The sequence below is a fragment of the Streptomyces sp. JH14 genome, assembly GCF_029428675.1.
Lineage (GTDB): Bacteria > Actinomycetota > Actinomycetes > Streptomycetales > Streptomycetaceae > Streptomyces.
Genome location: NZ_JAJNEL010000001.1, coordinates 1,453,556 through 1,476,594 on the forward strand (window position 1 = coordinate 1,453,556; position 23,039 = coordinate 1,476,594).

A 23,039-nucleotide genomic window follows, 5' to 3' on the forward strand; every position below is an offset into this window, starting at 1 on the left:
TACGACTGCCGCGACCGCCCGCTCGCGTCAGTGCGCGGCGGACTCCCAGTCCGCACCGACACCGACCGACACATCGAGCGGGGCGCGCAGCTGCACCGCCGTCGACATCTCGTGGCGGACGATCTCCTCCACCTGCTCGCGCTCGCCCTGGGCGATCTCCAGCACGATTTCGTCGTGGACCTGGAGCAGCATCCGCGACGTCAACTGCGCCTCGATGAGCGCCCGGTCGACGTGGAGCATGGCGACCTTGACGATGTCCGCGGCCGTGCCCTGGATCGGTGCGTTCAGCGCCATCCGCTCAGCGGTCTCGCGGCGCTGGCGGTTGTCGCTGTTCAGGTCCGGGAGGTAGCGGCGGCGGCCGAAGACCGTCTCCGTGTAGCCGGTGGCCCGGGCCTCCTCCACCACCCGGTGCAGATAGTCACGGACCCCGCCGAACCGCTCGAAGTACGTGTCCATCAGTCCGCGCGCCTCGCCCGCCTCGATGTTCAGCTGCTGCGAGAGACCGAACGCGGAGAGCCCGTACGCGAGCCCGTAGCTCATGGCCTTGATCTTGCGGCGCATCTCCGGGTCCACAGCGGACTTGTCGACGCCGAAGACCTGCGAGGCGACCGTGGTGTGCAGGTCCTCACCGGAGGTGAACGCCTCGATCAGGCCCGCGTCCTCCGACAGGTGGGCCATCACCCGCAGTTCGATCTGGCTGTAGTCCGCCGTCATCAGCGTCTCGAATCCGCCGCCGACGACGAAGCCACGCCGGATCGCCCGGCCCTCGTCCGTGCGGACCGGAATGTTCTGCAGGTTGGGGTCGGTCGACGAGAGCCGGCCGGTCGCCGCCACCGTCTGGTTGAACGTCGTGTGGATGCGGCCGTCGGCCGCGATCGTCTTGACGAGGCCCTCGACCGTCACCCGCAGCTTCGCCTGCTCGCGGTGGCGCAGCATGATGAGCGGCAGCTCGTGCTCCGTCTGCACGGCCAGCCACGCCAGCGCGTCCGCGTCCGTCGTGTAACCGGTCTTCGTCTTCTTCGTCCTGGGCAGACCCAGCTCGCCGAAGAGGACCTCCTGGAGCTGCTTGGGCGAGCCCAGGTTGAACTCGCGGCCCACCGCCCCGTGCGCCTCCTTCACCGCCTGCTGCACGGCACCGGCGAACTGCTGCTCCATGGACTCGAGATGCTCCCGGTCGGCGGCGATGCCGTGCCGCTCCAGGCGGGCCAGCAGCGCGGACGTCGGCAGCTCCATGTCGTGGAGCAGTCCGGCCGCACCGACCTCTTCCAGCCGGGTGGTGAACGCCTCCCCGAGGTCGAGGATCGCGCGGGCCTGCGCCATCAGCGCCTCGGCCTCCGCCTGGTCGTCCGCACCGAACGCCAGCTGTCCGTCCGACGCAGCCGCCGGGGCCAGCTCGCGGCCCAGGTACTCCACCGACAGCGCGTCCAGCGCGAAGGAACGGCGGCCGGGCTTGACGAGATACGCGGCCAGCGCCGTGTCCATCGCGACGCCGCCGACCTGCCAGCCGTGCTCGGGGAAGACCCGCATCGCACTCTTCGCGTTGTGCATGACCTTCGGCCGCCCGGCGTCCGCGATCCACGCGGCGAACGCCTGCTCGTCCGACGCGTCGAGCCGCGCCGGGTCGAACCACGCCGCCGCCCCGCCGCCGGCGGCCAGTGCGACCTCCGTGACGCTGCCGGTGCCCAGCGCCCAGGTGTCGACCGTGGCGACACCGAGCGGCTGCCCGCCGTGCTCGGCCAGCCACGGCGCGAGCTCGCCCGCACCCAGCACCGCACCGTCCAGCTCGACGCCCGCGGCCGGCGCCGGGGCCTCGGCCTCCTCGGCCCCCGGGTCGACGGCGAGCAGCCGCTCGCGCAGGCTCGGGTTACGGATCTCCAGAACATCGAGCACACCCGTGACCGCCGAGCGGTCGTACGGCGCACGCTCCAGGTCCTGCGGGGTCTTCGGCAGCTCCACGTCGCGGACCATCTCGGTCAGCCGGCGGTTCAGCTTCACCGACTCCAGATGGTCCCGGAAATTCTGCCCGGCCTTCCCCTTGACCTCCTCGGCGCGCGCGACCAGGTCGTCGAACGAACCGAACTGGTTGATCCACTTCGCCGCCGTCTTCTCCCCGACGCCCGGGATCCCCGGCAGATTGTCCGACGGGTCCCCGCGCAGCGCCGCGAAGTCCGGGTACTGCTGCGGGGTCAGCCCGTACTTCTCCTCGACCTTCTCCGGGGTGAAGCGCGTCAGCTCCGAGACGCCCTTCGTCGGGTACAGCACCGTGACGTTGTCCGTGATCAGCTGGAACGAATCCCGGTCACCGGTGACGATCAGCACCTCGAAGCCGGCCGCCTCGGCCTGCGTCGCCAGCGTGGCGATCACATCGTCCGCCTCGAAGCCGTCGACCGCGAAACGATCGGCGTGCATGGCGTCCAGCAGCTCGCCGATGAGCTCGACCTGTCCCTTGAACTCGTCCGGCGTCTTCGAACGGGTCGCCTTGTACTCCGGGAACTCCTGCGACCGCCACGTCTTGCGCGAGACGTCGAAGGCCACCGCGAAATGCGTGGGCGCCTCGTCGCGCAGCGTGTTCGCCAGCATCGACGCGAAGCCGTACACCGCATTCGTCGGCTGCCCCGCCCCCGTCGTGAAATTCTCCGCAGGCAGCGCAAAGAACGCCCGGTACGCCAGGGAGTGCCCGTCCATCAGGAGCAGGCGCGGTCGGTTGTCTGCCGTCTTCTTCGATGCCGTCTCAGCCACGCCCCCGATCCTGCCACGGACCACTGACAATCCGGACCGCACACGGTCGCCGACCACCTGCCCCACGCCGCGTGACACGATTTGGGACAGGAACCAAGGACACGCACACACGCAGCGACACCGTGCAGGTTCGCAGCTGGCTCAAAGGGGAGCAAAATGGCCACCAAGCCGCCCACCGGTGACCCGGTCCAGGACGCACCGCAGGTCGCACCTGCCCAGCACGCCGCCGCCGGGATTCCCGCCGTTGCCCACAGCCTGCGCATGGCCCAGCAGCAGATGGGCGTGCGCCGCACCGCCCAGACCCTCCTCAAGGTCAACCAGAAGGACGGCTTCGACTGCCCCGGCTGCGCCTGGCCCGAGGGCGACAAACGGCACACCGCCGAATTCTGCGAGAACGGCGCGAAGGCCGTCGCCGAAGAAGCCACCCTGCGCCGCGTCACCCCCGACTTCTTCGCCGCGCACCCCGTCGCCGATCTCGCCACCCGCAGCGGGTACTGGCTCGGCCAGCAGGGCCGCATCACCCAGCCGATGTACCTGCCCGAGGGCGCCGACCGGTACGAAGCGGTGACCTGGGAACACGCCTTCGAGATCATCGCCGGGGAACTGCGCGCCCTCGGCTCCCCCGACGAAGCGCTCTTCTACACCTCCGGCCGCACCAGCAACGAGGCCGCGTTCCTGCTCCAGCTCTTCGCCCGCGAATTCGGCACCAACAACCTGCCGGACTGCTCCAACATGTGCCACGAGTCCTCCGGCTCCGCGCTCACGGAGACCATCGGCGTCGGCAAGGGCAGCGTCTCCCTCGAGGACCTCCACCACGCCGACCTGATCATCGTCGCCGGCCAGAACCCCGGCACCAACCACCCCCGGATGCTCTCCGCCCTGGAGAAGGCCAAGTCCGCAGGCGCCAAGATCATCTCGGTGAACCCGCTGCCCGAGGCCGGACTGGAACGGTTCAAGAACCCCCAGACCCCCCAGGGCATGATCAAGGGCACCGCCCTCAACGACCTGTTCCTGCAGATCCGCATCGGCGGCGACCAGGCCCTCTTCCGGCTCCTCAACAAGATGATCCTGGAGACCGAAGGCGCTGTCGACGGCGCATTCGTCACCGAACACACCCACGGGTACGAGGAGTTCGCGGCCGCCGCCCGCGCCGCGGACTGGGACGAGACCCTCACCGCCACCGGCCTCGACCGCAGCGCCATCGAGCAGGCCCTCGCCATGGTCCTCGCCTCGAAGCGCACCATCGTGTGCTGGGCCATGGGCCTCACCCAGCACAAGCACTCCGTCGCCACCATCCGCGAAGTCGTCAACTTCCTTCTGCTGCGCGGCAACATCGGCCGCCCCGGCGCCGGAGTCTGCCCCGTCCGCGGCCACTCCAACGTCCAGGGCGACCGAACCATGGGCATCTTCGAGCGGCCCGCACCCGAATTCCTCGACGCCCTCGACAGGGAATTCCACATCACCTCACCGCGCCACCACGGCTACGACGTCGTCCGCTCCATCCAGGCCCTGCGCGACGGCGACGCCAAGGTCTTCTTCGCCATGGGCGGCAACTTCGTCGCCGCCACCCCCGACACAGCCGTCACCGAAGCAGCCATGCGCCGCGCCCGCCTCACCGTCCACGTGTCGACCAAACTCAACCGGTCGCACGCCGTCACCGGCCGCCGCGCGCTGATCCTGCCCACCCTCGGCCGCACCGACAAGGACATCCAGGCCGGCGGCAAGCAGTTCGTCACCGTCGAGGACTCCATGAGCAAGGTGCACGCCTCCCGCGGCAACCTCACCCCCGCAAGCCCCCACCTGCTCTCCGAACCCGCCATCGTCGCCCGCCTCGCCCGCGCCGTCCTCGGCCCCGGATCCACCACCGAATGGGAAGAGTTCGAGAAGGACTACGCCACGATCCGCGACCGCATCTCCCGCGTCGTGCCCGGCTTCGAGAACTTCAACGCCCGCGTCGCCCACCCGGACGGCTTCACCCTCCCGCACGCCCCCCGCGACTCCCGCCGCTTCCCCACCGCCACCGGCAAGGCCAACTTCACCGCGGCACCCGTCGAATACCCCGAACTCCCCGAAGGCCGGCTGCTGCTGCAGACCCTGCGCTCCCACGACCAGTACAACACCACGATCTACGGCCTCGACGACCGCTACCGCGGCATCAAGGGCGGCCGCCGCATCGTCATGGTCAACCCCGACGACGCCCGCGCCCTCGGCCTCACCGACGGCGCCTACAGCGACCTCGTCAGCGAATGGAAGGACGGCACCGAACGCCGCGCCCCCGGCTTCCGCGTCGTCCACTACCCCACCGCCAGGGGCTGCGCCGCCGCCTACTACCCCGAGACCAATGTGCTGGTCCCCCTCGACTCCACCGCCGACACCAGCAACACCCCCGCCAGCAAGTCCGTCGTCATCCGCTTCGAGAACATCCAGAGCCGGAACATCCCGGAACAGGACATCCAGGAAGAATCGGCACCCACGCTCCGCTAAGCGTTCGCTCAGTCGTCTGATAAGAACAGTGCACACAGCAGTAGAGCCATGAACCACCGCAGACGATCGGAGCCGGACCCCATGGGCGAGCACACCGCACCCAAGTTCCCCCAGGAGATCATCGACGAGTACGCCGCCCTCGGCGTCGACCTGCCCGCCCTCTTCTCCGCAGGCCACCTCGGCGAACGCATGGGCGTCCAGATCGTCGAAGCCTCCGCGGACCGCGTCGTCGGCACCATGCCCGTCGAAGGCAACACCCAGCCCTACGGCCTGCTGCACGGCGGCGCATCCGCCGTCCTCGCCGAGACCCTCGGCTCCGTCGGCAGCATGCTCCACGGCGGCGCCACCAAGCTCGCCGTCGGCGTCGACCTGAACTGCACCCATCACCGAGGGGTACGGAACGGACTCGTCACCGGCGTCGCCACCCCCGTACACCGCGGCCGCTCCACCGCCACGTACGAGATCGTCATCACCGACGAACAGGACAAGCGGGTCTGCACCGCCCGCCTCACCTGCCTGCTCCGCGACGCCCCCAAGCCGGCCGCCGCCTGACCCACCACGCAACCCGACGGCACCGGCACCACCGCACCACCACCCCACTGCCCGGCCGGCACGCACCCCGCGCACCGGCCGGGCAGTGGCGCGTCCAGGCCCTCCCTGCACATGGGCCCACCAGCCGTGCGCGACCCGTTGCGTGACTGCCCGTGACGACCTAAATTGCCTGCATGCGCCACGCGTCGCACCGTCCGGCCGCGCTCACCCTCGCCGCGCTCCTCACCGCAGCGGCCCTCTCCGGCTGCTCCGACCCCCCTCGCGACCCGGCCGCACAGCCTCGCACCCCCGCCGACATCTGCACCCGCCTGGTCACATACTGGGCTCTCGAAACCCTCAAGGGCAGTTCACAGTCCGGCATCGACTGGGAACAAAAGGGTCTCTCCAACGAGCAGTACGCCCTCCACGAGAACGTGGTCAGAGCCGCCCGAATCGAGCAAAAACGCCACGGCACAGCCGCCGCACAGAAACTGATCGAACGTCAGACGCGCGAGCGGTGCACCGCCCAGCACGGCGCCACCGGAAGCTCCGAGAACTGGCGCCCGCCGACCTGAGCCACACCGGACCTCCGCCACCAAATCCCACAACCTCCGCATCCCACCTCTTGACGCGGACCCGACCACTCACCCCCCGCACCACCCGAAGCCGGACCCCCGTTCCCGCACGTAACACTCCGTAACAAGGGCGCAATAGGGAATCAAGGTGGCGCAACCCAACCCATGCGTGCGGAAGACCCCGGCCCGACCCGCCCGGCGCACCACTCCGTGACAGCACCATGATCGCCCCAAGCCCCTTAACCGAACTGCGCGTTCTCAGCATGTGGTCATCGGCGCCCCTACGAAAAGCCGCACATCACCCCCTCGGACTCACCCATGGCATAACAAGACAGTCACATCCTTCCGTTCCCTGGTCCCGTACCCCTCCACCTCCGCTTAGAGTCACGGCCAGTCACCGCGCCGCCGGGCGCGACTGAGATCGCGGCGCTTCCACGCACCAGCACGGCCCGGCGAGTGCAACGGCACCTCAGCAGAGGGGGCCGCGCCTGGGAAAGGATTCACCGTGCGACACCGTTCCTTGCTCATTCTCACCGCTGTGATGACCACCGGTGCTCTTACCTTGACCGCCTGCGGTTCGCGCGACGACAACAAGAGCAGCGACAGCAAGACCACCACCGTGATCATCGGCGTGGACGCCCCGCTCACGGGCTCGCTCTCCGCCCTCGGCCAGGGCATCAAGAACTCCGTGGACCTCGCCGCCAAGACGGCGAACAAGAACAAAGAAGTCCCCGGCGTCACCTTCAAGATCCAGGAAATGGACGACCAGGCCGTACCGGCCACCGGCCACCAGAACGCCGTGTCGCTCGTCGCCAACAAGGACGTCCTCGGCGTCGTCGGCCCGCTGAACTCCGGCGTATCGCAGTCGATGCAGAGCGACTTCGCCAAGGCCCACCTCACCCAGGTCTCGCCGGCCAACACCAACCCGGCGCTCAGCCAGGGCGACAACTGGGGCACCGGCGACCTCAAGCGCCCCTTCGACACCTACTTCCGTACGGCCACCACGGACGTCATCCAGGGCCGCTTCGCCGCGCAGTACTACTACAACGACGCGAAGAAGCGGAAGGTCTACGTCGTCGACGACAAGCAGACCTACGGCGCCGGCCTCGCGGCCATCTTCTCCAAGGAGTTCGAGCGCCTGGGCGGCAAGGTCGTCGGCACCGACCACGTCACGGTGAAGGAGACCGACTTCTCCAGCACCGCCGACAAGGTCAAGAACTCCGGCGCCGACTCCGTCTACTTCGGCGGCCAGTACCCCGAGGGCGGCCTCCTCTCCGACCAGATCAAGAAGGCCGGAGCGAAGATCCCCGCCATGGGCGGCGACGGCATCTACGACCCCGCCTTCATCTCGGCGTCCGGCGTCGCCAACGACGGTGACCTCGCCACCTCGGTCGGCTACCCGGTCGAGCAGCTCGACACCGCCAAGAAGTTCATCGCCGACTACTCCGCAGGCGGCTACAAGGACCCCTACGCGGCCTACGGCGGCTACTCCTACGACGCCGCCTGGTCCATCATCCAGGCCGTCAAGGCCGTCGTCGCCGAGAACGACGGCAAGCTGCCCGACGACGCCCGCGCCAAGATCACCGCGGCCATGTCCAAGGTCTCCTTCGACGGCGTGACCGGCAAGGTCGCCTTCGACGAGTACGGCGACACCACCAACAAGCAGCTCACCGTGTACGAGGTCAAGGGCGGCAAGTGGGAGTCCGTGAAGAGCGAGACCTTCAAGGACTGACCACCGCAACACCCCGCACGACCCGCACCACCTGAACCAGACCGCGCGAGGGCGCAACAGCGCCCTCGCGCGGTGTCATATCCGACACGCTCATCGGAGGCCTGCGGTGCACGAACTGCCGCAAACGCTGGCCAACGGCCTGACCCTCGGTGCCCTGTATGGCCTCATCGCCATCGGCTACACCATGGTTTACGGGATCGTCCAGCTCATCAACTTCGCCCACGGCGAGATCTTCATGATCGGGGGCTTCGGCGCCCTCACCATCTACCTCTGGCTCCCCACCGGAACAGCCCTGTGGATGGCCATCCCGCTCATGCTCATCGGCGGCGTCATAGCCTCGGTGGCCATCGCCACCGCCGCCGAGAGATTCGCCTACCGGCCACTGCGCACCGCGCCCCGCCTGGCCCCGCTGATCACCGCAATCGGTCTCTCCATCGCACTGCAGCAGATCGTCTGGGGCTTCTACCCCGACGCCAAGAAGGCCCGCAGCTTCCCCGAATTCACCGGCGACGCCTTCAAGATCACCGAGAACCTGCAGATCCAGCGCGCAGACCTCTTCCTCCTCGTCGCCGCACCCCTGTGCATGCTGACCCTCGGCGTCTTCGTCGCCAAGAGCCGCTCCGGCCGCGCCATGCAGGCCACCGCGCAGGACCCCGACACCGCCCAGCTCATGGGCATCAACATCAACCGCATCATCGTGATGGCCTTCGCCATCGGCGCCGCCTTCGCCGCGGTCGCAGCGGTCTCCTCCGGCCTCAAGTACGGCCAGATCAACTACGAGATGGGCTTCATCGCCGGCCTCAAGGCCTTCACCGCAGCCGTCCTCGGCGGCATCGGCAACATCTACGGCGCCATGCTCGGCGGCGTCGTACTCGGCCTCGCCGAAGCCCTCTCCATCCAGTACATCCAGGACATCCCCGGGATGGACAAGCTCGGCGGCGGAGCCTGGGCCAACGTCTGGGCGTTCGTCCTGCTCATCGTCGTCCTCCTGGTCAGGCCACAAGGCCTGCTCGGCGAACGTGTCGCGGACAGGGCGTGATACCCATGACAAACACTCACGAGACCACCCCCGTCATCCCGCTCCCCGAGACCGGCGCACGACTCGCCACCACCGTCGGAGCCATCGCCACCCTCGCGAGCACCTTCCTCGCCTGGACCTGGACCGACGAATTCCCCGGCGACCTCACCGTCACCGGCTACCCCGGCGGCCTCCAGGTCATCACCCTCGTCGGCGCCGCCCTCACCCTGCTCTTCGCCCTCGCAGGCCACGGCGTACGCGGCCTCGGCTGGCTCAACCCCGCACGCGGCAACAACGCCCTGCTGCTCATCGCACTCGGCACCTTCGCCGCCACCTGGTACACCGTCATCGCCATCGCCGTGGAACTCGGCGGCATCGCCAACCTGGAACCCGGCGGATTCGTCGCCGCAGCAGCCTCCCTCATCATGGCGCTCGCCGCACTCGGGCTGCCCGTCGACCGACGGACCAAAGCGAACCTGCGCCGCCCCAAATGGTGGGTGTTGGTCGCTCTCGGTGCAGCAGGCCTCGGCCTTCTGCTGGCATTCCTCATCTACCAGTGGCTCCGCCTCGGCAAGATCGACCGCCCGCTGCGCCGGCCCAAGGCGCTCCCCTCCTGGGCCCAAATCCTCGTCATCGCCGCCGCGTTCGCCATCGGTCTGTCCGTCGCCTCCTACGGACTCCAGGCCGACAGCGAACTCTTCGTCGGCTTCCTGATCCTCGCCGCCTTCGGCGTCGCCACGCTCTCCCGCTCCGGACTGAGCGCCCGCCTCAAGGCACTCACCACCGAACACCGCAAGGTCACCGTCATCGCCGCCTTCGCGGCAGCCGCGGCCTTCCCGTTCACCCAGAACACCGACGAGTTCACCCTCCTCGCCGTCAGCATCCTGATCTTCGCGACCGTCGCCCTCGGCCTCAACGTCGTCGTCGGCCTCGCCGGACTGCTCGACCTCGGATACGTCGCCTTCCTCGGTGTAGGCGCCTACACCGCCGCCCTCGTCTCCGGATCGACCGCCTCAACCTTCGGCGTCCACCTCCCGTTCTGGGCCGCCGCCCTCACCGGCGCCGCCGCATCACTGATCTTCGGCGTGCTCATCGGCGCCCCCACCCTGCGGCTGCGCGGCGACTACCTCGCCATCGTCACCCTCGGCTTCGGAGAAATCTTCCGAATCACCATGGGCAACCTCGACGGCACCTCCGGCCCCAGCGTCACCAACGGCCCCAACGGCGTCCCCAACATCCCCGACCTCAAATTCTTCGGATACGACTTCGGGGCAGAACACACCATCGGCGGCTTCACCCTCGGCTCCTACGCCAACTACTTCTGGCTGATGCTGCTCTGCACGGCACTCGTCGTCACGATCTTCGCCCGCGCAGGCAACTCCCGCATCGGCCGCGCCTGGGTCGCCATCCGCGAAGACGAAACAGCCGCCACCGCCATGGGCATCAACGGCTTCCGCGTCAAACTCATCGCCTTCGCACTCGGCGCCACCCTCGCCGGCCTCGCCGGCACCGTACAAGCCCACGTACAGCACACCGTCGTCCCCGAGATGTACGTCTTCGCCGGACCCGTACCGCCCAGCTCCGCGTTCCTCCTCGCCGCCGTCATCCTCGGCGGCATGGGAACCATCACCGGACCCCTGCTCGGCGCCACACTGCTGTACGTCATCCCGACCAAGCTGCAGTTCCTCAACGACTACCAGCTGCTCTTCTTCGGCCTCGCACTCATCCTCCTGATGCGCTTCCGCCCCGAAGGAGTCGTCGCCAACAAGCGACAGCAACTCGAATACCACGAGAACGACCCCATCGACGTACCAGAACCACGGCAGTCCGAAGAAACCGGCGCCGGCATCGCCAAGGCGGGGGCGTGACACCCGAAATGACCACTGACACCACCACCGAAAGCGCCCCCAAGACCGGCACCCCCGTCCTTGAGGCCACCGGAGTCACCATGCGATTCGGCGGACTCACCGCCGTACGCAACGTCGACTTCACCGTCAACTCAGGCGAAATCGTCGGCCTCATCGGCCCCAACGGCGCCGGCAAGACCACCTTCTTCAACTGCCTCACCGGGCTGTACATCCCCACCGAAGGCACCGTCAGCTACAAGGGCTCCGTACTCCCGCCCAAACCACACCTGGTCACCAAAGCCGGCGTCGCACGCACCTTCCAGAACATCCGGCTCTTCGCCAACATGACCGTCCTGGAAAACGTCCTCGTCGGCCGCCACACCCGCACCAAGGAAGGCCTCTGGTCGGCCCTCCTGCGCGGCCCCGGCTTCAAGAAAGCCGAAGCCGCATCCAATGCCCGCGCCATGGAACTCCTCGAGTTCATCGGCCTCCAGGACAAGGCGGACCACCTCGCGCGCAACCTCCCCTACGGAGACCAGCGCAAGCTGGAAATCGCCCGCGCCCTCGCCAGCGACCCCGGACTCCTCCTCCTCGACGAGCCCACCGCCGGCATGAACCCCCAAGAAACCCGCGTCACCGAAGAACTCATCTTCGCCATCCGGGACCAAGGCATCGCCGTCCTCGTCATCGAGCACGACATGCGCTTCATCTTCAACCTGTGCGACCGCGTCGCCTGCCTCGTCCAAGGCGAGAAGCTCGTCGAAGGAACCTCGGAAGTCGTCCAGAGCGACGACCGCGTCATCGCCGCCTACCTCGGCACCCCCTTCGAAGGCGCCCCCGGCGCCGAAGAAGTCGCCGAAGTCGAGGCCGCCGAAGCCTCCGGAGCACAGAGCAACACCAGCACGGAAGGAAAAGCCCAGTGACCGCACTGCTCGAGGTCGAAGACCTCAAGGTCGCCTACGGCAAGATCGAAGCCGTCAAAGGCATCTCCTTCACCGTCGAAGCCGGCCAGGTCGTCACCCTCATCGGCACCAACGGCGCCGGCAAGACCACCACCCTGCGCACCCTCTCGGGCCTCCTCCAGCCCAGCTCCGGCCGCATCCTCTTCGACGGCAAACCACTCAGCGGCATACCCGCCCACAAAATCGTCGCCCTGGGCCTCGCCCACTCCCCCGAGGGACGCCACATCTTCCCCCGGCTGACGATCGCCGAAAACCTCAAACTCGGAGCATTCCTCCGCTCCGACAAGGAAGGCATCGAAAAGGACATCCAGCGCGCCTACGACCTCTTCCCCATCCTCGGGGAACGCAGGAAGCAGGCCGCAGGCACCCTCTCCGGCGGCGAACAGCAGATGCTCGCCATGGGACGCGCACTCATGTCCCGGCCCAAACTGCTCATGCTCGACGAGCCCTCCATGGGCCTCTCGCCGATCATGATGCAGAAGATCATGGAGACCATCGTCGAACTCAAGGCGGCGGGCACCACCATCCTGCTCGTCGAGCAGAACGCCCAGGCGGCCCTCTCCCTCGCGGACCAGGGACACGTCATGGAGGTCGGCAACATCGTCCTCTCCGGCACCGGCGCGGACCTCCTCCACGACGAGTCCGTCCGCAAGGCCTACCTCGGCGAGGACTGACCCACCCCTACACACGGAAGAGGCCCGCACCCCGAATCAATCGGGATGCGGGCCTCTTCCCTGCACACCTACACGACTACTCGCCGTTCGCAGCCCGCTTCTTCTCCTCGGCATCCTCGATCAACGCCTCGGCAAGCTGCTGCATCGACAACCGACGATCCATCGACGTCTTCTGAATCCACCGGAACGCCGCCGGCTCCGACAACCCGTAATCCGTCTGCAGAATGCTCTTCGCCCGATCCACCAGCTTCCGCGTCTCCAGCCGCTGCGCAAGATCCGCGACCTCGGACTCCAGCGCCTTCAGCTCCGCGAACCGCGACACCGCCATCTCGATCGCCGGCACCACGTCACTCTTGCTGAACGGCTTCACGAGATACGCCATCGCACCGGCGTCCCGGGCCCGCTCCACGAGGTCGCGCTGCGAGAACGCGGTGAGCATCAGAACGGGAGCGATGGACTCCTCGGAGATCTTCTCCGCGGCGGAGATCCCGTCGAGGATCGGCATCTTCACGTCGAGGATGACGAGGTCGGGCCGGTGCTCACGGGCGAGCTCGACCGCCCTCTCGCCGTCACCGGCCTCACCGACGACCGCGTAGCCCTCTTCTTCGAGCATCTCTTTGAGGTCGAGGCGGATGAGCGCCTCGTCCTCGGCGATGACGACGCGGGTCGTCAGCGGCGGGACGTGCGACTTGTCGTCGTCGGCGACGGGCTGGGGCGACTCGGGCGTGGTCACGGGGCTCCTCGTTCAAGACAGGGGTACTGCTGCCAAGAGCCTACCTAGTTACGGTATGTTTGAGGCACGGAGGGTCTTCGAGATCCTTCGTTTCGAAGGGGCCCCGGTAGCCCAGCGGTAGAGGCCATGGATTCAAAACCCATACAGCGTCGGTTCGAATCCGACTCGGGGCACTTCTCCTTCGATTCCAAGGTGGATCACCGATTGGCGATCTTCACCCTTGGCGGTGAACGCATCTTCGATCCGAGTGCAGGCTCACAAGCCTCGGACGAAGATCCGCCTCATGGCACAGCACAATCCTTCGATACGTGACGAAGCGCTCGCACTCCTGAGGCGTGGCGTAACCAATCGAGCGGTTTCTGAGCACCTCAACGTTCCCCGCGGAACCGTCGGCTGGTGGCTGCACGAGGATCGCAAGCGACGTGGGGCCAAGTACACGCAACCCACCGACTGCCCGATATGCACCGGCCGAGACTTCGACCGCGTGGCGTACGCATACCTACTCGGGCTCTACCTCGGTGATGGACACATCACCTCGAAGCCCAAGCAACATCATCTGTCGATCTTCTGCGGCGACGCCTGGCCGGGACTGATCACTGAAGCCGAGGCGGCCATGCGGCGGGTGATGCCTGCACCGCGGACGGGACGACGCCAGCGCAGCGGCTGCGTGGAGGTCAAGTCCTTCACGAAGCACTGGACATGCGTCTTTCCGCAGCACGGCCCGGGCAAGAAGCACGAACGGCGCATCGTCCTGGAACCCTGGCAGCAAGAAATCGTCGACGCGCACCCCTGGGACTTCGTCCGGGGCCTGATCCATTCCGACGGGTGTCGCAACATGAACTGGACAACCCGCATCGTGGGTGGCGAGCGGAAGCGCTACGAGTACCCGAGATACTGGTTCACCAACGTCTCGGACGACATCAGGCAGCTCTACACCGACACCCTCGACAAGCTGGGTGTCGAGTGGAAGCACTGCACACGCGCGGGCAGAAAATACAACATCTCCGTCGCCCGACGGGCGTCCGTCGCTCTCATGGACGCTCACGTCGGGCCGAAGCACTGACGACCGGATTACTTGGGGCTGTCGTCCTCGCCGATGTGGTGCACGCGTACCAGGTTCGTCGATCCCGCGACGCCGGGCGGGGATCCGGCCGTGATGACCACGATGTCGCCCTTCTCGCAGCGGCCGATCCGCAGGAGTTCCTCGTCGACCTGGGCGACCATCGCGTCCGTGGAGTCGACGTGCGGGCCGAGGAAGGTCTCGACGCCCCAGGTGAGGTTCAGCTGGGAGCGGGTGGCCGGGTCCGGGGTGAAGGCCAGGAGCGGGATGGGTGAGCGGTAGCGGGAGAGTCGCTTGACCGTGTCGCCGCTCTGGGTGAAGGCGACGAGGAATTTCGCGCCGAGGAAGTCGCCCATCTCGGCGGCTGCGCGGGCGACCGCGCCGCCCTGGGTGCGGGGCTTGTTGCGGTCGGTGAGCGGGGGCAGGCCCTTGGCGAGGATGTCTTCCTCGGCGGCTTCGACGATGCGGGACATCGTGCGGACCGTCTCGATGGGGTATTTGCCGACGCTGGTCTCGCCGGAGAGCATCACCGCGTCGGTGCCGTCGATGACGGCGTTGGCGACGTCGGAGGCTTCGGCGCGGGTGGGGCGGGAGTTGTCGATCATCGAGTCGAGCATCTGGGTGGCGACGATGACCGGTTTGGCGTTGCGCTTGGCGAGTTTGATGGCGCGCTTCTGGACGATCGGGACTTGTTCGAGGGGCATTTCGACGCCGAGGTCGCCGCGGGCGACCATGATGCCGTCGAAGGCGGCGACGATGCCGTCGATGTTCTCCACGGCCTGGGGTTTTTCCACCTTGGCGATGACGGGGAGGCGGCGGCCCTCTTCGTCCATGATGCGGTGGACGTCGTCGATGTCGTGTCCGTTGCGTACGAAGGAGAGGGCGATGATGTCGGCGCCGGTGCGCAGGGCCCAGCGGAGGTCTTCGATGTCCTTGCCGGAGAGTGCGGGGACGGAGACGGCGACGCCGGGGAGGTTGAGGCCTTTGTTGTCGGAGACCATGCCTCCTTCGATGACGGTGGTGAGGACGCGGGGGCCGTCGATGCCGGTGACTTGGAGGGTCACGCGGCCGTCGTCGACGAGGATGCGTTCGCCGGGGCTGACGTCGGTGTTGAGGCCGTCGTAGGTGGTGCCGCAGGTGTTGCGGTCGCCTTCGACGGGTTCGGTGGTGATGGTGAAGGTGTCGCCGCGTTCAAGGAGTACGGGGCCTTCGCGGAAGCGGCCGAGGCGGATCTTCGGGCCTTGAAGGTCGGCGAGGATCCCGACGCTGCGGCCGGTTTCGTCGGAGGCTTTGCGTACGTGGCGGTAGCGCTGTTCGTGTTCGACGTAGGTGCCGTGGCTGAGGTTGAAGCGGGCGATGTCCATGCCGGCTTCGACGAGTGCCTTGATCTGGTCGTATGTGTCGGTGGCTGGGCCCAGGGTGCAGACGATTTTTGCTCGGCGCATGGTTTGAGCCTAGACCTTACCTACGGGTAGCGATTCGGGTCCGCGTGTCGTCTCAACAACCTTTGGGTGAAGGGTTATTGACAAGTGTTGAATTGTGCAGTGGGGCGCTCCGATGAGCATTCTGTTCGGAGTTTTGGGGTGCGATGGTGAAGCGGGCGTTGACCTGGGCGTAGATGGTTTCGCCGTCGGGTTCGGGGATGTCGGTGGGGGGCGGCGTGGGGGCGTGGGTCCGCGCCGCCTCGGGGTCCGACGCGTGTGGTCATCAGATAGAAACCTGCGAGGGGTGTTGCCGGGTGCTGTCGGTGGGTCATTATCTACGCGCGTTGTGCAGTGCGAGATCTGATCTGTGGGAGTAGAGATGCCGCTGAACCGTAGGACGTTCCTGGGCACATCGGCTGCGGCCGGGGCCGGTGTGGCGATGGCTGGGGGTGTGGCTGTGCCTGCCGAGGCGCACGGTCGTGGGAATGGGCGTCCGCCGAAGCGGTACTCGTTCACGGTGATGGGGACGACCGATCTGCATGGGAATGTCTTCAACTGGGACTACTTCACGGACAAGGAGTTCGACGACAAGGCGCACAACGACGTGGGTCTGGCGAAGATCTCGACTCTCGTGGACCAGGTCCGTGCGGAGAAGGGCCGGCACAACACCCTGATGATCGATGCGGGTGACACGATCCAGGGCACGCAGCTGTCGTACTACTACGCGAAGATCGATCCGATCACGGCGAAGCGTGGTCCGGTGCATCCGATGGCGCAGGCGATGAACGCGATCGGGTATGACGCGGCGGCTCTGGGCAACCATGAGTTCAACTACGGCATTCCTGTGCTGCGGAAGTTCGAGGAGCAGTGTGATTTTCCGCTGCTGGGTGCGAATGCGCTGGATGCCAAGACGCTGCAGCCGGCGTTCGCTCCGTATGTGATCAAGCGGATGCGTACGCCGCACGGTCCGGATGTGAAGGTGGGGATTCTGGGTCTGACGAACCCGGGGATCGCTATCTGGGACAAGGCGAATGTCAGCGGCAAGATGGTCTTCCCGGGGCTGGAGGAGCAGGCGGCGAAGTTCGTTCCGCGGCTTCGGTCGATGGGCGCGGATGTCGTGATCGTGGCGGCGCATTCGGGGAACAGCGGGACGTCGTCGTACGGTGATCAGATCCCGTATGTGGAGAATGCGGCGGGTCTGGTGGCGGAGCAGGTGCCCGGCATCGATGCGATTCTTGTGGGTCATGCGCATCTGGAGATCCCCGAGTACTTCGTGGAGAACAAGCAGACGGGCAAGAAGGTGGTGCTCTCCGAGCCGTTGAAGTGGGGGCAGCGGCTGACGCTGTTCAACTTCGACCTGGTGTGGGAGAAGGGCTGCTGGGTGGTGGAGAAGGCCGGTTCGCAGGTGCTGAACTCCAACACGGTGGCCGAGGACCCGGAGATCACGGGGCTGCTGGCGGATGAGCACAAGAAGGTCGTGGCGTACGTCAATCAGGTGATCGGTACGTCGGCGTCGGCGATGACGACGGCGGAGGCGGCGTGGAAGGACGAGCCGATCATCGATCTGATCAATGTGGTTCAGGCGGAGACGGTGAAGGCGGCTCTGGCCGGTGGTGAGTACGCGTCGCTTCCGGTGCTGTCGCAGGCGTCGTGTTTCTCGCGTACGGCGCAGATCCCGGCCGGCGATGTGACGATCAAGGATGCGGCGGGGCTGTATCCGTTCGAGAACACGCTTGAGGCCCGGTTGTTGACGGGTGCGCAGATCAAGGACTATCTGGAGTTCTCGGCCAGGTATTACGTGCAGACGGCGGCCGGCGCTCCGGTGGATACGGCGAAGCTGACGAATGCGGACAACACGCCGGACTACAACTATGACGCGGTGTCGGGTCTGACGTACGACATCGATATCGCGAAGCCGAACGGTTCGCGGATCGTGAATCTGTCGTTCGAGGGCAAGGCGATCGACCCGGCGGCTCAGTTCGTGCTGGCGGTGAACAATTACCGGGCGAGCGGTGGCGGTAATTTCCCGCATGTGCCGGGTGCGAAGCAGCTGTGGGCGAATTCGGAGGAGATCCGCAACACGATCATCGCGTGGGTCCAGGCGAAGGGTTCGGTGGACGGTTCGCAGTTCGCTTCGGTGGACTGGCGGCTGACGCGGGACGGTGTGCCGGTGTTCTAGCGGTTCGTTCTTCGGGCGGCCGTCTCCCTTTCGTGGGAGGCGGCCGCTTCTGTGTGTGCGGGAGTGGTCAGTTGCCTTGGACGAGGGGGATGAGTCCGGGGTGTTGGTGGGGGATCTTGGGGGTGTTCTGGGGGCTGAGGCCGAAGGTGGTGAAGGCCGTGCGTTGTGGGAGGGGGTAGGCGTCGGTGCGGGTGAGGTTGTTGAGGATGGTGGCGCTGCGCCAGGCGGCGAGTCCGAGGTCGGGGGCGCCGACGCCGTGGGTGTGCCGTTCGGCGTTCTGGACGTAGATGTTGCCGGTGACGGTGGGGTCGAGTTCGAGGCGGAACTGGTCGTCGATGCGGGGGCGGCCGCTGGTGTCGCGGCGGATGTGGGGGTGGAGGCCGGTGAGGATGCGGTCGAGGGAGCGTTCGCGGTAGCCGGTGGCGAGGATGACCGCGTCCGTGGTGAGGCGGGTGCGGGTGCCTTGTTGGGTGTGTTCGAGGTGGAGTTCGACGCGGGCGTTGGTGAGTCGGCCTGCGGTGCGTACGTGGACGCCGGGGGTGAGGGTGGTGTCGGGCCAGCCGCCGTGGAGGGTGCGCCGGTAGAGCTCGTCGTGGATGGCGGCGATGGTGTCGGCGTCGATGCCTTTGTGGAGTTGCCATTGGTGGGGGACGAGTTCGTCGCGTACGTGTTCGGGGAGTGCGTGGAAGTAGCGGCTGTAGTCGGGGGTGAAGTGTTCGAGGCCGAGTTTGGAGTACTCCATGGGGGCGAAGGCGTGGGTGCGGGCGAGCCAGTGGAGTTTTTCGTGTCCGGCGGGGCGTGCGCGGAGGAGGTCGAGGAAGATTTCGGCGCCTGACTGGCCGGAGCCGATGACGGTGATGTGTTCGGCCTGGAGGAGTTGTTCGCGGTGGTGGAGGTAGTCGGCGGAGTGGATGACGGGGACGGAGTCGGCGTCGGCGAGGGGTTTGAGGGGGGCGGGGATGAAGGGTTCGGTGCCGATGCCGAGGGCGATGTGGCGGGTGTAGGTGCGGCCGAGGGCTTCGGCTTCGCCGTGGGTGTCGAGTTGGGTGAAGTCGACTTCGAAGAGGTTGCGTTCGGGGTTCCAGCGGATGGCGTCGACCTGGTGGCTGAAGTGGAGTCCGGGGAGTTGGTCGGTGACCCAGCGGCAGTAGGCGTCGTATTCGGCGCGTTGGATGTGGAAGCGCTCGGCGAAGTAGAAGGGGAAGAGGCGGTCGCGGCTGCGTAGGTAGTTGAGGAAGGTCCAGGGGCTTGCGGGGTCGGCGAGGGTGACGAGGTCGGCGAGGAAGGGGACTTGGAGGCTGGCGCCGTCGATGAGGAGGCCTGGGTGCCAGTGGAAGGCGGGGCGTTGTTCGTAGAAGGTCGCGGTGAGGGGGCGGGGGTTGGCGGGGATGCCGTGGGCGAGGGCGGCGAGGGAGAGGTTGAAGGGGCCGATGCCGATGCCGACGAGGTCGTGTGGCTGGTCGGGTGCGGGGGTGGGTCGGTCGGTCATCGGGGTGTGTTGCCTTTCTTGAGCTGGTGGGTGAGGTGGGTGACGTGGTCGAGGAGGGTTTGGAGGTCGTGGGGGGTGGTGTGGGGGTTGAGGAGGGTGGCTTTGAGCCAGAGGCGGTCGTGGGCGTGGGCGCGGCCGAGGACGGCTCGGCCGTGGGTGAGGAGGGTGCGGCGGATGGTGGCGACGGTGTGGTCGTCGGTGTCGGTGGGGCGGAAGAGGACGGTGGTGATGGTGGGGCGGGCGTAGAGGTCGAGGGTGGGGGTGCGGGTGATGAGGTCGGCGAGGTGGTGGGCGGTGGTGATGGTGCGGTCGATGAGGTCGGCGAGTCCGGTGCGGCCGAGGGCTTGGAGGGTGACGGCGATTTTGAGGGCGTCGGGCCGGCGGGTGGTGCGCAGTGAGCGGCCGAGGAGGTCGGGGAGGCCGGCTTCGGTGTCGTCGTGGGCGTTGAGGTAGGGGGCTCGGTGGTTGAGGGGGTGGAGGTGGTGGTGGTCGGGGACGGCGAGGATGCCGGCGGGTGCGGGCTGCCAGCCGAGTTTGTGGAGGTCGAGGGTGACGCTGTGGGCGCGGTCGAGGCCGTGGAGTGCGGTGCGGTGGGTGGGACTGAAGAGGAGGGGGCCGCCGTAGGCGGCGTCGATGTGGAGTTCGGCGCCGTGGGTGGTGCAGAGGTCGGCGATGTCGTTCAGGGGGTCGATCTGGCCGGTGTCGGTGGTGCCTGCGGTGGCGGTGACGAGGAGGGGGCGGTGGTGGTGCCGGGTGAGGGTTTCTTCGAGTGCGGTGAGGTCCATGACGCCGGTGGGGGCGGGGATGGTGAGGGGTTCGGGGAGTCCGAGGAGCCAGGTGGCGCGGTTGATGCTGTGGTGGGTGGTGGTGGCGCAGATGGTTTGTACGGGGCCGTGGCGTTCGCGGGCGAGGAGGAGGGCGAGTTGGTTGGCTTCGGTGCCGCCGGTGGTGATGAGGGCGTCGGGGGTGGGGTGGTGGGGGTAGATCTCGGCGGCGAGTGCGGCGGTGGTGTCGGCTTCGAGGGTTGAGGCGGCGGGTGCCTGGTCCCAGGAGTCCATGGAGGGGTTGAGGGCGGAGGCGGCGAGGTCGGCTGCGGTGGCGAGGGCGAGGGGCGGGGTGTGGAGGTGCGCTGCGCAGTGGGGGTGCGCGGGGTCCGCGGAGCCTTGGGCGAGTGCGGTGACGAGGGTGCGCAGGGCGTGGTGGGGGCCGGTGCCGTGGTCGGGGATGACGGGGTGGGTGGCGGCGCGTATGCGGCGGGCGGTGGCGGGGGGTCCGCCTGCGGGGAGGGGGCCGTTGCGCTGGTGGGCTCCGTCGTGGAGTGCGGTGAGGACGGTGTCGAGGAGGGGGCGCAGTGCGTCGGGTCCGGTGGTGGATCCGGCGAGGGGTGGGGTCGGCATGGGTGGTGGGCCCTTCGGGTGCGCGCGGGTGGACATGCCAGCTTGTCCGGGTTTCTGGTGGCGCGGCCGGTGAGCGTGGTGATCTGAACTCGAAAGGGGGACGGGGGGTGGGCGGTGGCGGGTTGGTGGAGGGTGCCGGTGGTATGGGTGTGCCCGGCGTCTCCCCTGGGGTGGTGGGGTGGCGCCGGGCACGGGTGGTGCGGGTGTGGGGTGGGGTGGATCAGTGAGCGTTGTGCATCCTGAGGGATCTGGTCGCGGGCTTGGGGCGGTTCCGTGGTCGGCTGCACGCGCTGGTCGATGACGGCTGTCCCACGGCAACATCGTCTGTCAGCGGGCGATCTCGGTGCCGGTCAGCGCGAATGGCGCCGGCAGAAGCGTGGTGGTATGACGCGCGTACAGCCGCAGCATGGTGAGGATGTGCCGGTTCCTCAGGTGCGTGAAGACGGCCCGCACGCCGCCCGCTCTGCGGCGATGAGCCTGGTCGCCGCCTGCGCCGGAGTGAGCGGCCGAACTGCGGGCCGTGGGCGGGGTCGGTCAGCTGGGCGAGCTGCCGTACCGGCACGTGGCGGCGGGTTGCACCGAATCTTCGGCCAGTCGGTGCCGCGGGCGTCGTCGTAGCCGAACGTGCGGGTGACGGTGGCCCACGACGCCGCCGGGCGATGCCGCTCTCCGAGTCGGGGTCGGGATTCGATGTGTCGGACCTTCTCCTGATGCTCGTCGGAGCGGCCACAGGCGCCCTCCGGCGGAGCGGAGTCCGGGTCCGATTGCGTCCTGTGTGAATCGGGCCGGGTGTCGAGGTTCGGTGGTCTGCTGACCTATTGCGCGACCGGCAGTGCCGGCAGTGCGGGCTGTCGTACCCATGCGTTGATGACCGGGCTGAGGGGCCGGGGGGTGTACTGCTGGGCGTGGGCGGCGAAGTCGGCAGTGGTGACGGAGCCGTGGCGGTGTGTTGCCGTCCAGCGTTTGAGCATCTGGAAGAAGGGCTCCTCGCCCAGCGCGCAGCGCATGGCGTGGACTGCCAGTCCTCCGCGTTCGTACAGCCGGTCGTCGAACATCATCCGCCGTCCGGGATCGGCCAGCCGCAGGTCTTGGCGCTGCCGCTGCAGGTAGGTGTGCGCCCGTGCGGCCAGCGTCTGGGCCGGGGGGCCTCCGGCGTGTTCGGACCAGAGCCACTCCGCGTATTTGGCGAAGCCCTCGTTGAGCCAGATGTGCTGCCAGTCCGCGACGGTGAGGCTGTTGCCGAACCACTGGTGGGCCAGTTCGTGGGCGATCAGGCGTTCCGAGGCGCGCCGCCCGCCGAGGTGGTTCGTCCCGAAGGTGGCCATCCCTTGTGCCTCTACCGGGATGTCCAGTTCCTCGTCCGCGACGACCACGGTGTACTCATCGAACGGGTACGGCCCGAAGGCGTCCTCGAAGAAGTCCATCATCTGTGGCTGCCGGGCGAAGTCCGTGGTGAACTCCGGTACCAGCCGGGCCGGCACGTATGCCGTCTGCGGCACCGGCCGGCGGGTGTCGAGTGATGAGGCCGGGTCGGTGAACCGTACGGTCTGGTACCGGCCGACGGAGAGGCCGACCAGGTAGCTGGGGGTGGGCGCGGGCTGCTCGTACACCCAGGTGGTGCTGCTGGCCCGGGTGGTCCTGGTCAGCAGCCGGCCGCCGACGACCACGGTGTACGGGGACGGTGCGGTCAGGGAGATCTGGTAGGACGCCTTGTCTCCGGGGCGGTCGTTGCACGGATACCAGGAGGGGGCGCCGATCGGCTGGCTGGCGACCAGCGCGCCGTCGGTCAGCTCCTCCCAGCCCAGAAGGCCCCAGTGGCTGCGGATCGGTGCCGGGTTGCCGGTGTAGTGCACCTCGACGGTGAACGCCGCCCCTGCCTCCAGCGTCTTCGCCGGGCGAATCCGCAGTTTGCCGTCCCGGTGGGTGTAGTGCGTGGTACGGCCGTCGACCGTCACCCGGCTCAGCCGGAAGTCGGCCAGGTCCAGGGAGAACTCGCGCAACGGCCCGCAGTCGGCTATACCGCTGAGGCGTGCAGTGCCGCTGAGCCGGTTGGCCGCGGGCCGGTAGGTCAGTGCGAGCTCGTAGCGGTGGATCCGGTAGCGGGTGTCACCATGGGTGGGAAAGTAGGGGTCCGGGTCGGGGGCGGCTGCCTGCTTCTGACTCAACGGTCTTGTTCTCCCTCGTGGACCGCGGAC

The 23,039-nt window shown here is 67.7% G+C and carries 17 protein-coding genes and 1 tRNA gene; 11 read left to right on the top strand and 7 right to left on the bottom strand.

Translation table 11 applies throughout. From position 1 onward, the window contains the following. Positions 1-27: 27 nt before the first annotated feature. The gene (polA, locus tag LRD69_RS06580; protein WP_277325610.1) at positions 28-2,739 is read right to left on the bottom strand and encodes a DNA polymerase I; all 2,712 of its coding nucleotides are present in this window, start codon (positions 2,737-2,739) and stop codon (positions 28-30) included. 156 nt (positions 2,740-2,895) lie between these two features. Here polA and LRD69_RS06585 point away from each other — a divergent pair, with 156 nt between their 5' ends. From LRD69_RS06585 to LRD69_RS06620, 8 genes are all read left to right on the top strand, one after another. Next, positions 2,896-5,223 (top strand): FdhF/YdeP family oxidoreductase, encoded by a 2,328-nt coding sequence (locus tag LRD69_RS06585; protein WP_277325611.1) that lies wholly within the window; start codon positions 2,896-2,898, stop codon positions 5,221-5,223. A gap of 81 nt (positions 5,224-5,304) precedes the next feature. After that, positions 5,305-5,775 carry a hotdog fold thioesterase gene (locus LRD69_RS06590; RefSeq protein WP_277325612.1) on the top strand — a complete coding sequence of 157 codons (471 nt, stop codon included), beginning with the start codon at positions 5,305-5,307 and terminating at the stop codon, positions 5,773-5,775. A 173-nt stretch (positions 5,776-5,948) separates the two neighbouring features. Beyond that, entirely contained in the window at positions 5,949-6,329 is a 381-nt protein-coding gene (locus LRD69_RS06595; protein ID WP_277325613.1) for a hypothetical protein, read from the top strand. Positions 6,330-6,834: 505 nt separating this feature from the next. Further along, complete coding sequence (locus tag LRD69_RS06600; RefSeq protein WP_277325614.1) at positions 6,835-8,061, top strand: branched-chain amino acid ABC transporter substrate-binding protein; 1,227 nt, start codon at positions 6,835-6,837, stop codon at positions 8,059-8,061. Between the two features lie 106 nt (positions 8,062-8,167). After that, on the top strand, positions 8,168-9,100 hold the full coding sequence (locus LRD69_RS06605; RefSeq protein ID WP_277325615.1) for a branched-chain amino acid ABC transporter permease: 933 nt from the start codon (positions 8,168-8,170) through the stop codon (positions 9,098-9,100). Between the two features lie 5 nt (positions 9,101-9,105). After that, complete coding sequence (locus tag LRD69_RS06610; protein ID WP_277325616.1) at positions 9,106-10,947, top strand: branched-chain amino acid ABC transporter permease; 1,842 nt, start codon at positions 9,106-9,108, stop codon at positions 10,945-10,947. Between the two features lie 8 nt (positions 10,948-10,955). After that, complete coding sequence (locus tag LRD69_RS06615) at positions 10,956-11,849, top strand: ABC transporter ATP-binding protein (RefSeq protein ID WP_277325617.1); 894 nt, start codon at positions 10,956-10,958, stop codon at positions 11,847-11,849. After that, a complete protein-coding gene (locus tag LRD69_RS06620; protein ID WP_277325618.1) occupies positions 11,846-12,562 on the top strand; it encodes an ABC transporter ATP-binding protein in 717 nt (238 codons plus the stop codon). Before LRD69_RS06615 ends, LRD69_RS06620 begins: the two co-directional genes overlap by 4 nt. A gap of 76 nt (positions 12,563-12,638) precedes the next feature. Here the strand turns inward: LRD69_RS06620 and LRD69_RS06625 are convergent, their stop codons facing one another. Then, complete coding sequence (locus LRD69_RS06625; RefSeq protein WP_277325619.1) at positions 12,639-13,295, bottom strand: response regulator; 657 nt, start codon at positions 13,293-13,295, stop codon at positions 12,639-12,641. Between the two features lie 100 nt (positions 13,296-13,395). On the opposite strand from LRD69_RS06625, the gene LRD69_RS06630 reads away from it, so the two are divergent. Together LRD69_RS06630 and LRD69_RS06635 are read left to right on the top strand one after the other, a co-directional pair. Then, positions 13,396-13,468, top strand: a tRNA-Leu gene (locus tag LRD69_RS06630). Between the two features lie 110 nt (positions 13,469-13,578). Beyond that, positions 13,579-14,358, top strand: coding sequence for a helix-turn-helix domain-containing protein (locus LRD69_RS06635; RefSeq protein WP_277325620.1), 780 nt, complete (start codon positions 13,579-13,581; stop codon positions 14,356-14,358). A gap of 8 nt (positions 14,359-14,366) precedes the next feature. Here the strand turns inward: LRD69_RS06635 and pyk are convergent, their stop codons facing one another. Continuing rightward, a complete protein-coding gene (gene pyk, locus LRD69_RS06640) occupies positions 14,367-15,800 on the bottom strand; it encodes a pyruvate kinase (RefSeq protein ID WP_277325621.1) in 1,434 nt (477 codons plus the stop codon). A gap of 358 nt (positions 15,801-16,158) precedes the next feature. Here pyk and LRD69_RS06645 point away from each other — a divergent pair, with 358 nt between their 5' ends. After that, the gene (locus LRD69_RS06645) at positions 16,159-17,958 is read left to right on the top strand and encodes a 5'-nucleotidase C-terminal domain-containing protein (RefSeq protein ID WP_277325622.1); all 1,800 of its coding nucleotides are present in this window, start codon (positions 16,159-16,161) and stop codon (positions 17,956-17,958) included. A gap of 67 nt (positions 17,959-18,025) precedes the next feature. Here the strand turns inward: LRD69_RS06645 and LRD69_RS06650 are convergent, their stop codons facing one another. The 4 genes from LRD69_RS06650 to LRD69_RS06665 all read right to left on the bottom strand — a co-directional run bounded on the left by LRD69_RS06650 (position 18,026) and on the right by LRD69_RS06665 (position 23,009). Then, a complete protein-coding gene (locus LRD69_RS06650) occupies positions 18,026-19,447 on the bottom strand; it encodes a SidA/IucD/PvdA family monooxygenase (protein WP_277325623.1) in 1,422 nt (473 codons plus the stop codon). Next, on the bottom strand, positions 19,444-20,844 hold the full coding sequence (locus tag LRD69_RS06655; RefSeq protein WP_277325624.1) for an aminotransferase class V-fold PLP-dependent enzyme: 1,401 nt from the start codon (positions 20,842-20,844) through the stop codon (positions 19,444-19,446). The genes LRD69_RS06650 and LRD69_RS06655 overlap by 4 nt, the downstream gene beginning before the upstream one ends. A gap of 327 nt (positions 20,845-21,171) precedes the next feature. Then, positions 21,172-21,297 carry a hypothetical protein gene (locus LRD69_RS06660; RefSeq protein ID WP_277325625.1) on the bottom strand — a complete coding sequence of 42 codons (126 nt, stop codon included), beginning with the start codon at positions 21,295-21,297 and terminating at the stop codon, positions 21,172-21,174. A gap of 362 nt (positions 21,298-21,659) precedes the next feature. After that, positions 21,660-23,009, bottom strand: a complete 1,350-nt coding sequence (locus LRD69_RS06665) for a M1 family metallopeptidase (RefSeq protein ID WP_277325626.1) — start codon at positions 23,007-23,009, stop codon at positions 21,660-21,662. Positions 23,010-23,039: the final 30 nt, after the last annotated feature.

Excerpts from the sequence above, each read along its gene's own strand:
- LRD69_RS06585 (WP_277325611.1), top strand. The coding sequence starts at position 2,896 with ATGGCCACCAAGCCGCCCACCGGTGACCCGGTCCAGGACGCACCGCAG.
- LRD69_RS06590 (WP_277325612.1), top strand. The coding sequence starts at position 5,305 with ATGGGCGAGCACACCGCACCCAAGTTCCCCCAGGAGATCATCGACGAG.
- LRD69_RS06595 (WP_277325613.1), top strand. The coding sequence starts at position 5,949 with ATGCGCCACGCGTCGCACCGTCCGGCCGCGCTCACCCTCGCCGCGCTC.
- LRD69_RS06610 (WP_277325616.1), top strand. The coding sequence starts at position 9,106 with ATGACAAACACTCACGAGACCACCCCCGTCATCCCGCTCCCCGAGACC.
- LRD69_RS06615 (WP_277325617.1), top strand. The coding sequence starts at position 10,956 with ATGACCACTGACACCACCACCGAAAGCGCCCCCAAGACCGGCACCCCC.
- LRD69_RS06635 (WP_277325620.1), top strand. The coding sequence starts at position 13,579 with ATGGCACAGCACAATCCTTCGATACGTGACGAAGCGCTCGCACTCCTG.
- pyk (WP_277325621.1), bottom strand. The coding sequence starts at position 15,800 with ATGCGCCGAGCAAAAATCGTCTGCACCCTGGGCCCAGCCACCGACACA.
- LRD69_RS06645 (WP_277325622.1), top strand. The coding sequence starts at position 16,159 with ATGCCGCTGAACCGTAGGACGTTCCTGGGCACATCGGCTGCGGCCGGG.
- LRD69_RS06650 (WP_277325623.1), bottom strand. The coding sequence starts at position 19,447 with ATGACCGACCGACCCACCCCCGCACCCGACCAGCCACACGACCTCGTC.
- LRD69_RS06655 (WP_277325624.1), bottom strand. The coding sequence starts at position 20,844 with ATGCCGACCCCACCCCTCGCCGGATCCACCACCGGACCCGACGCACTG.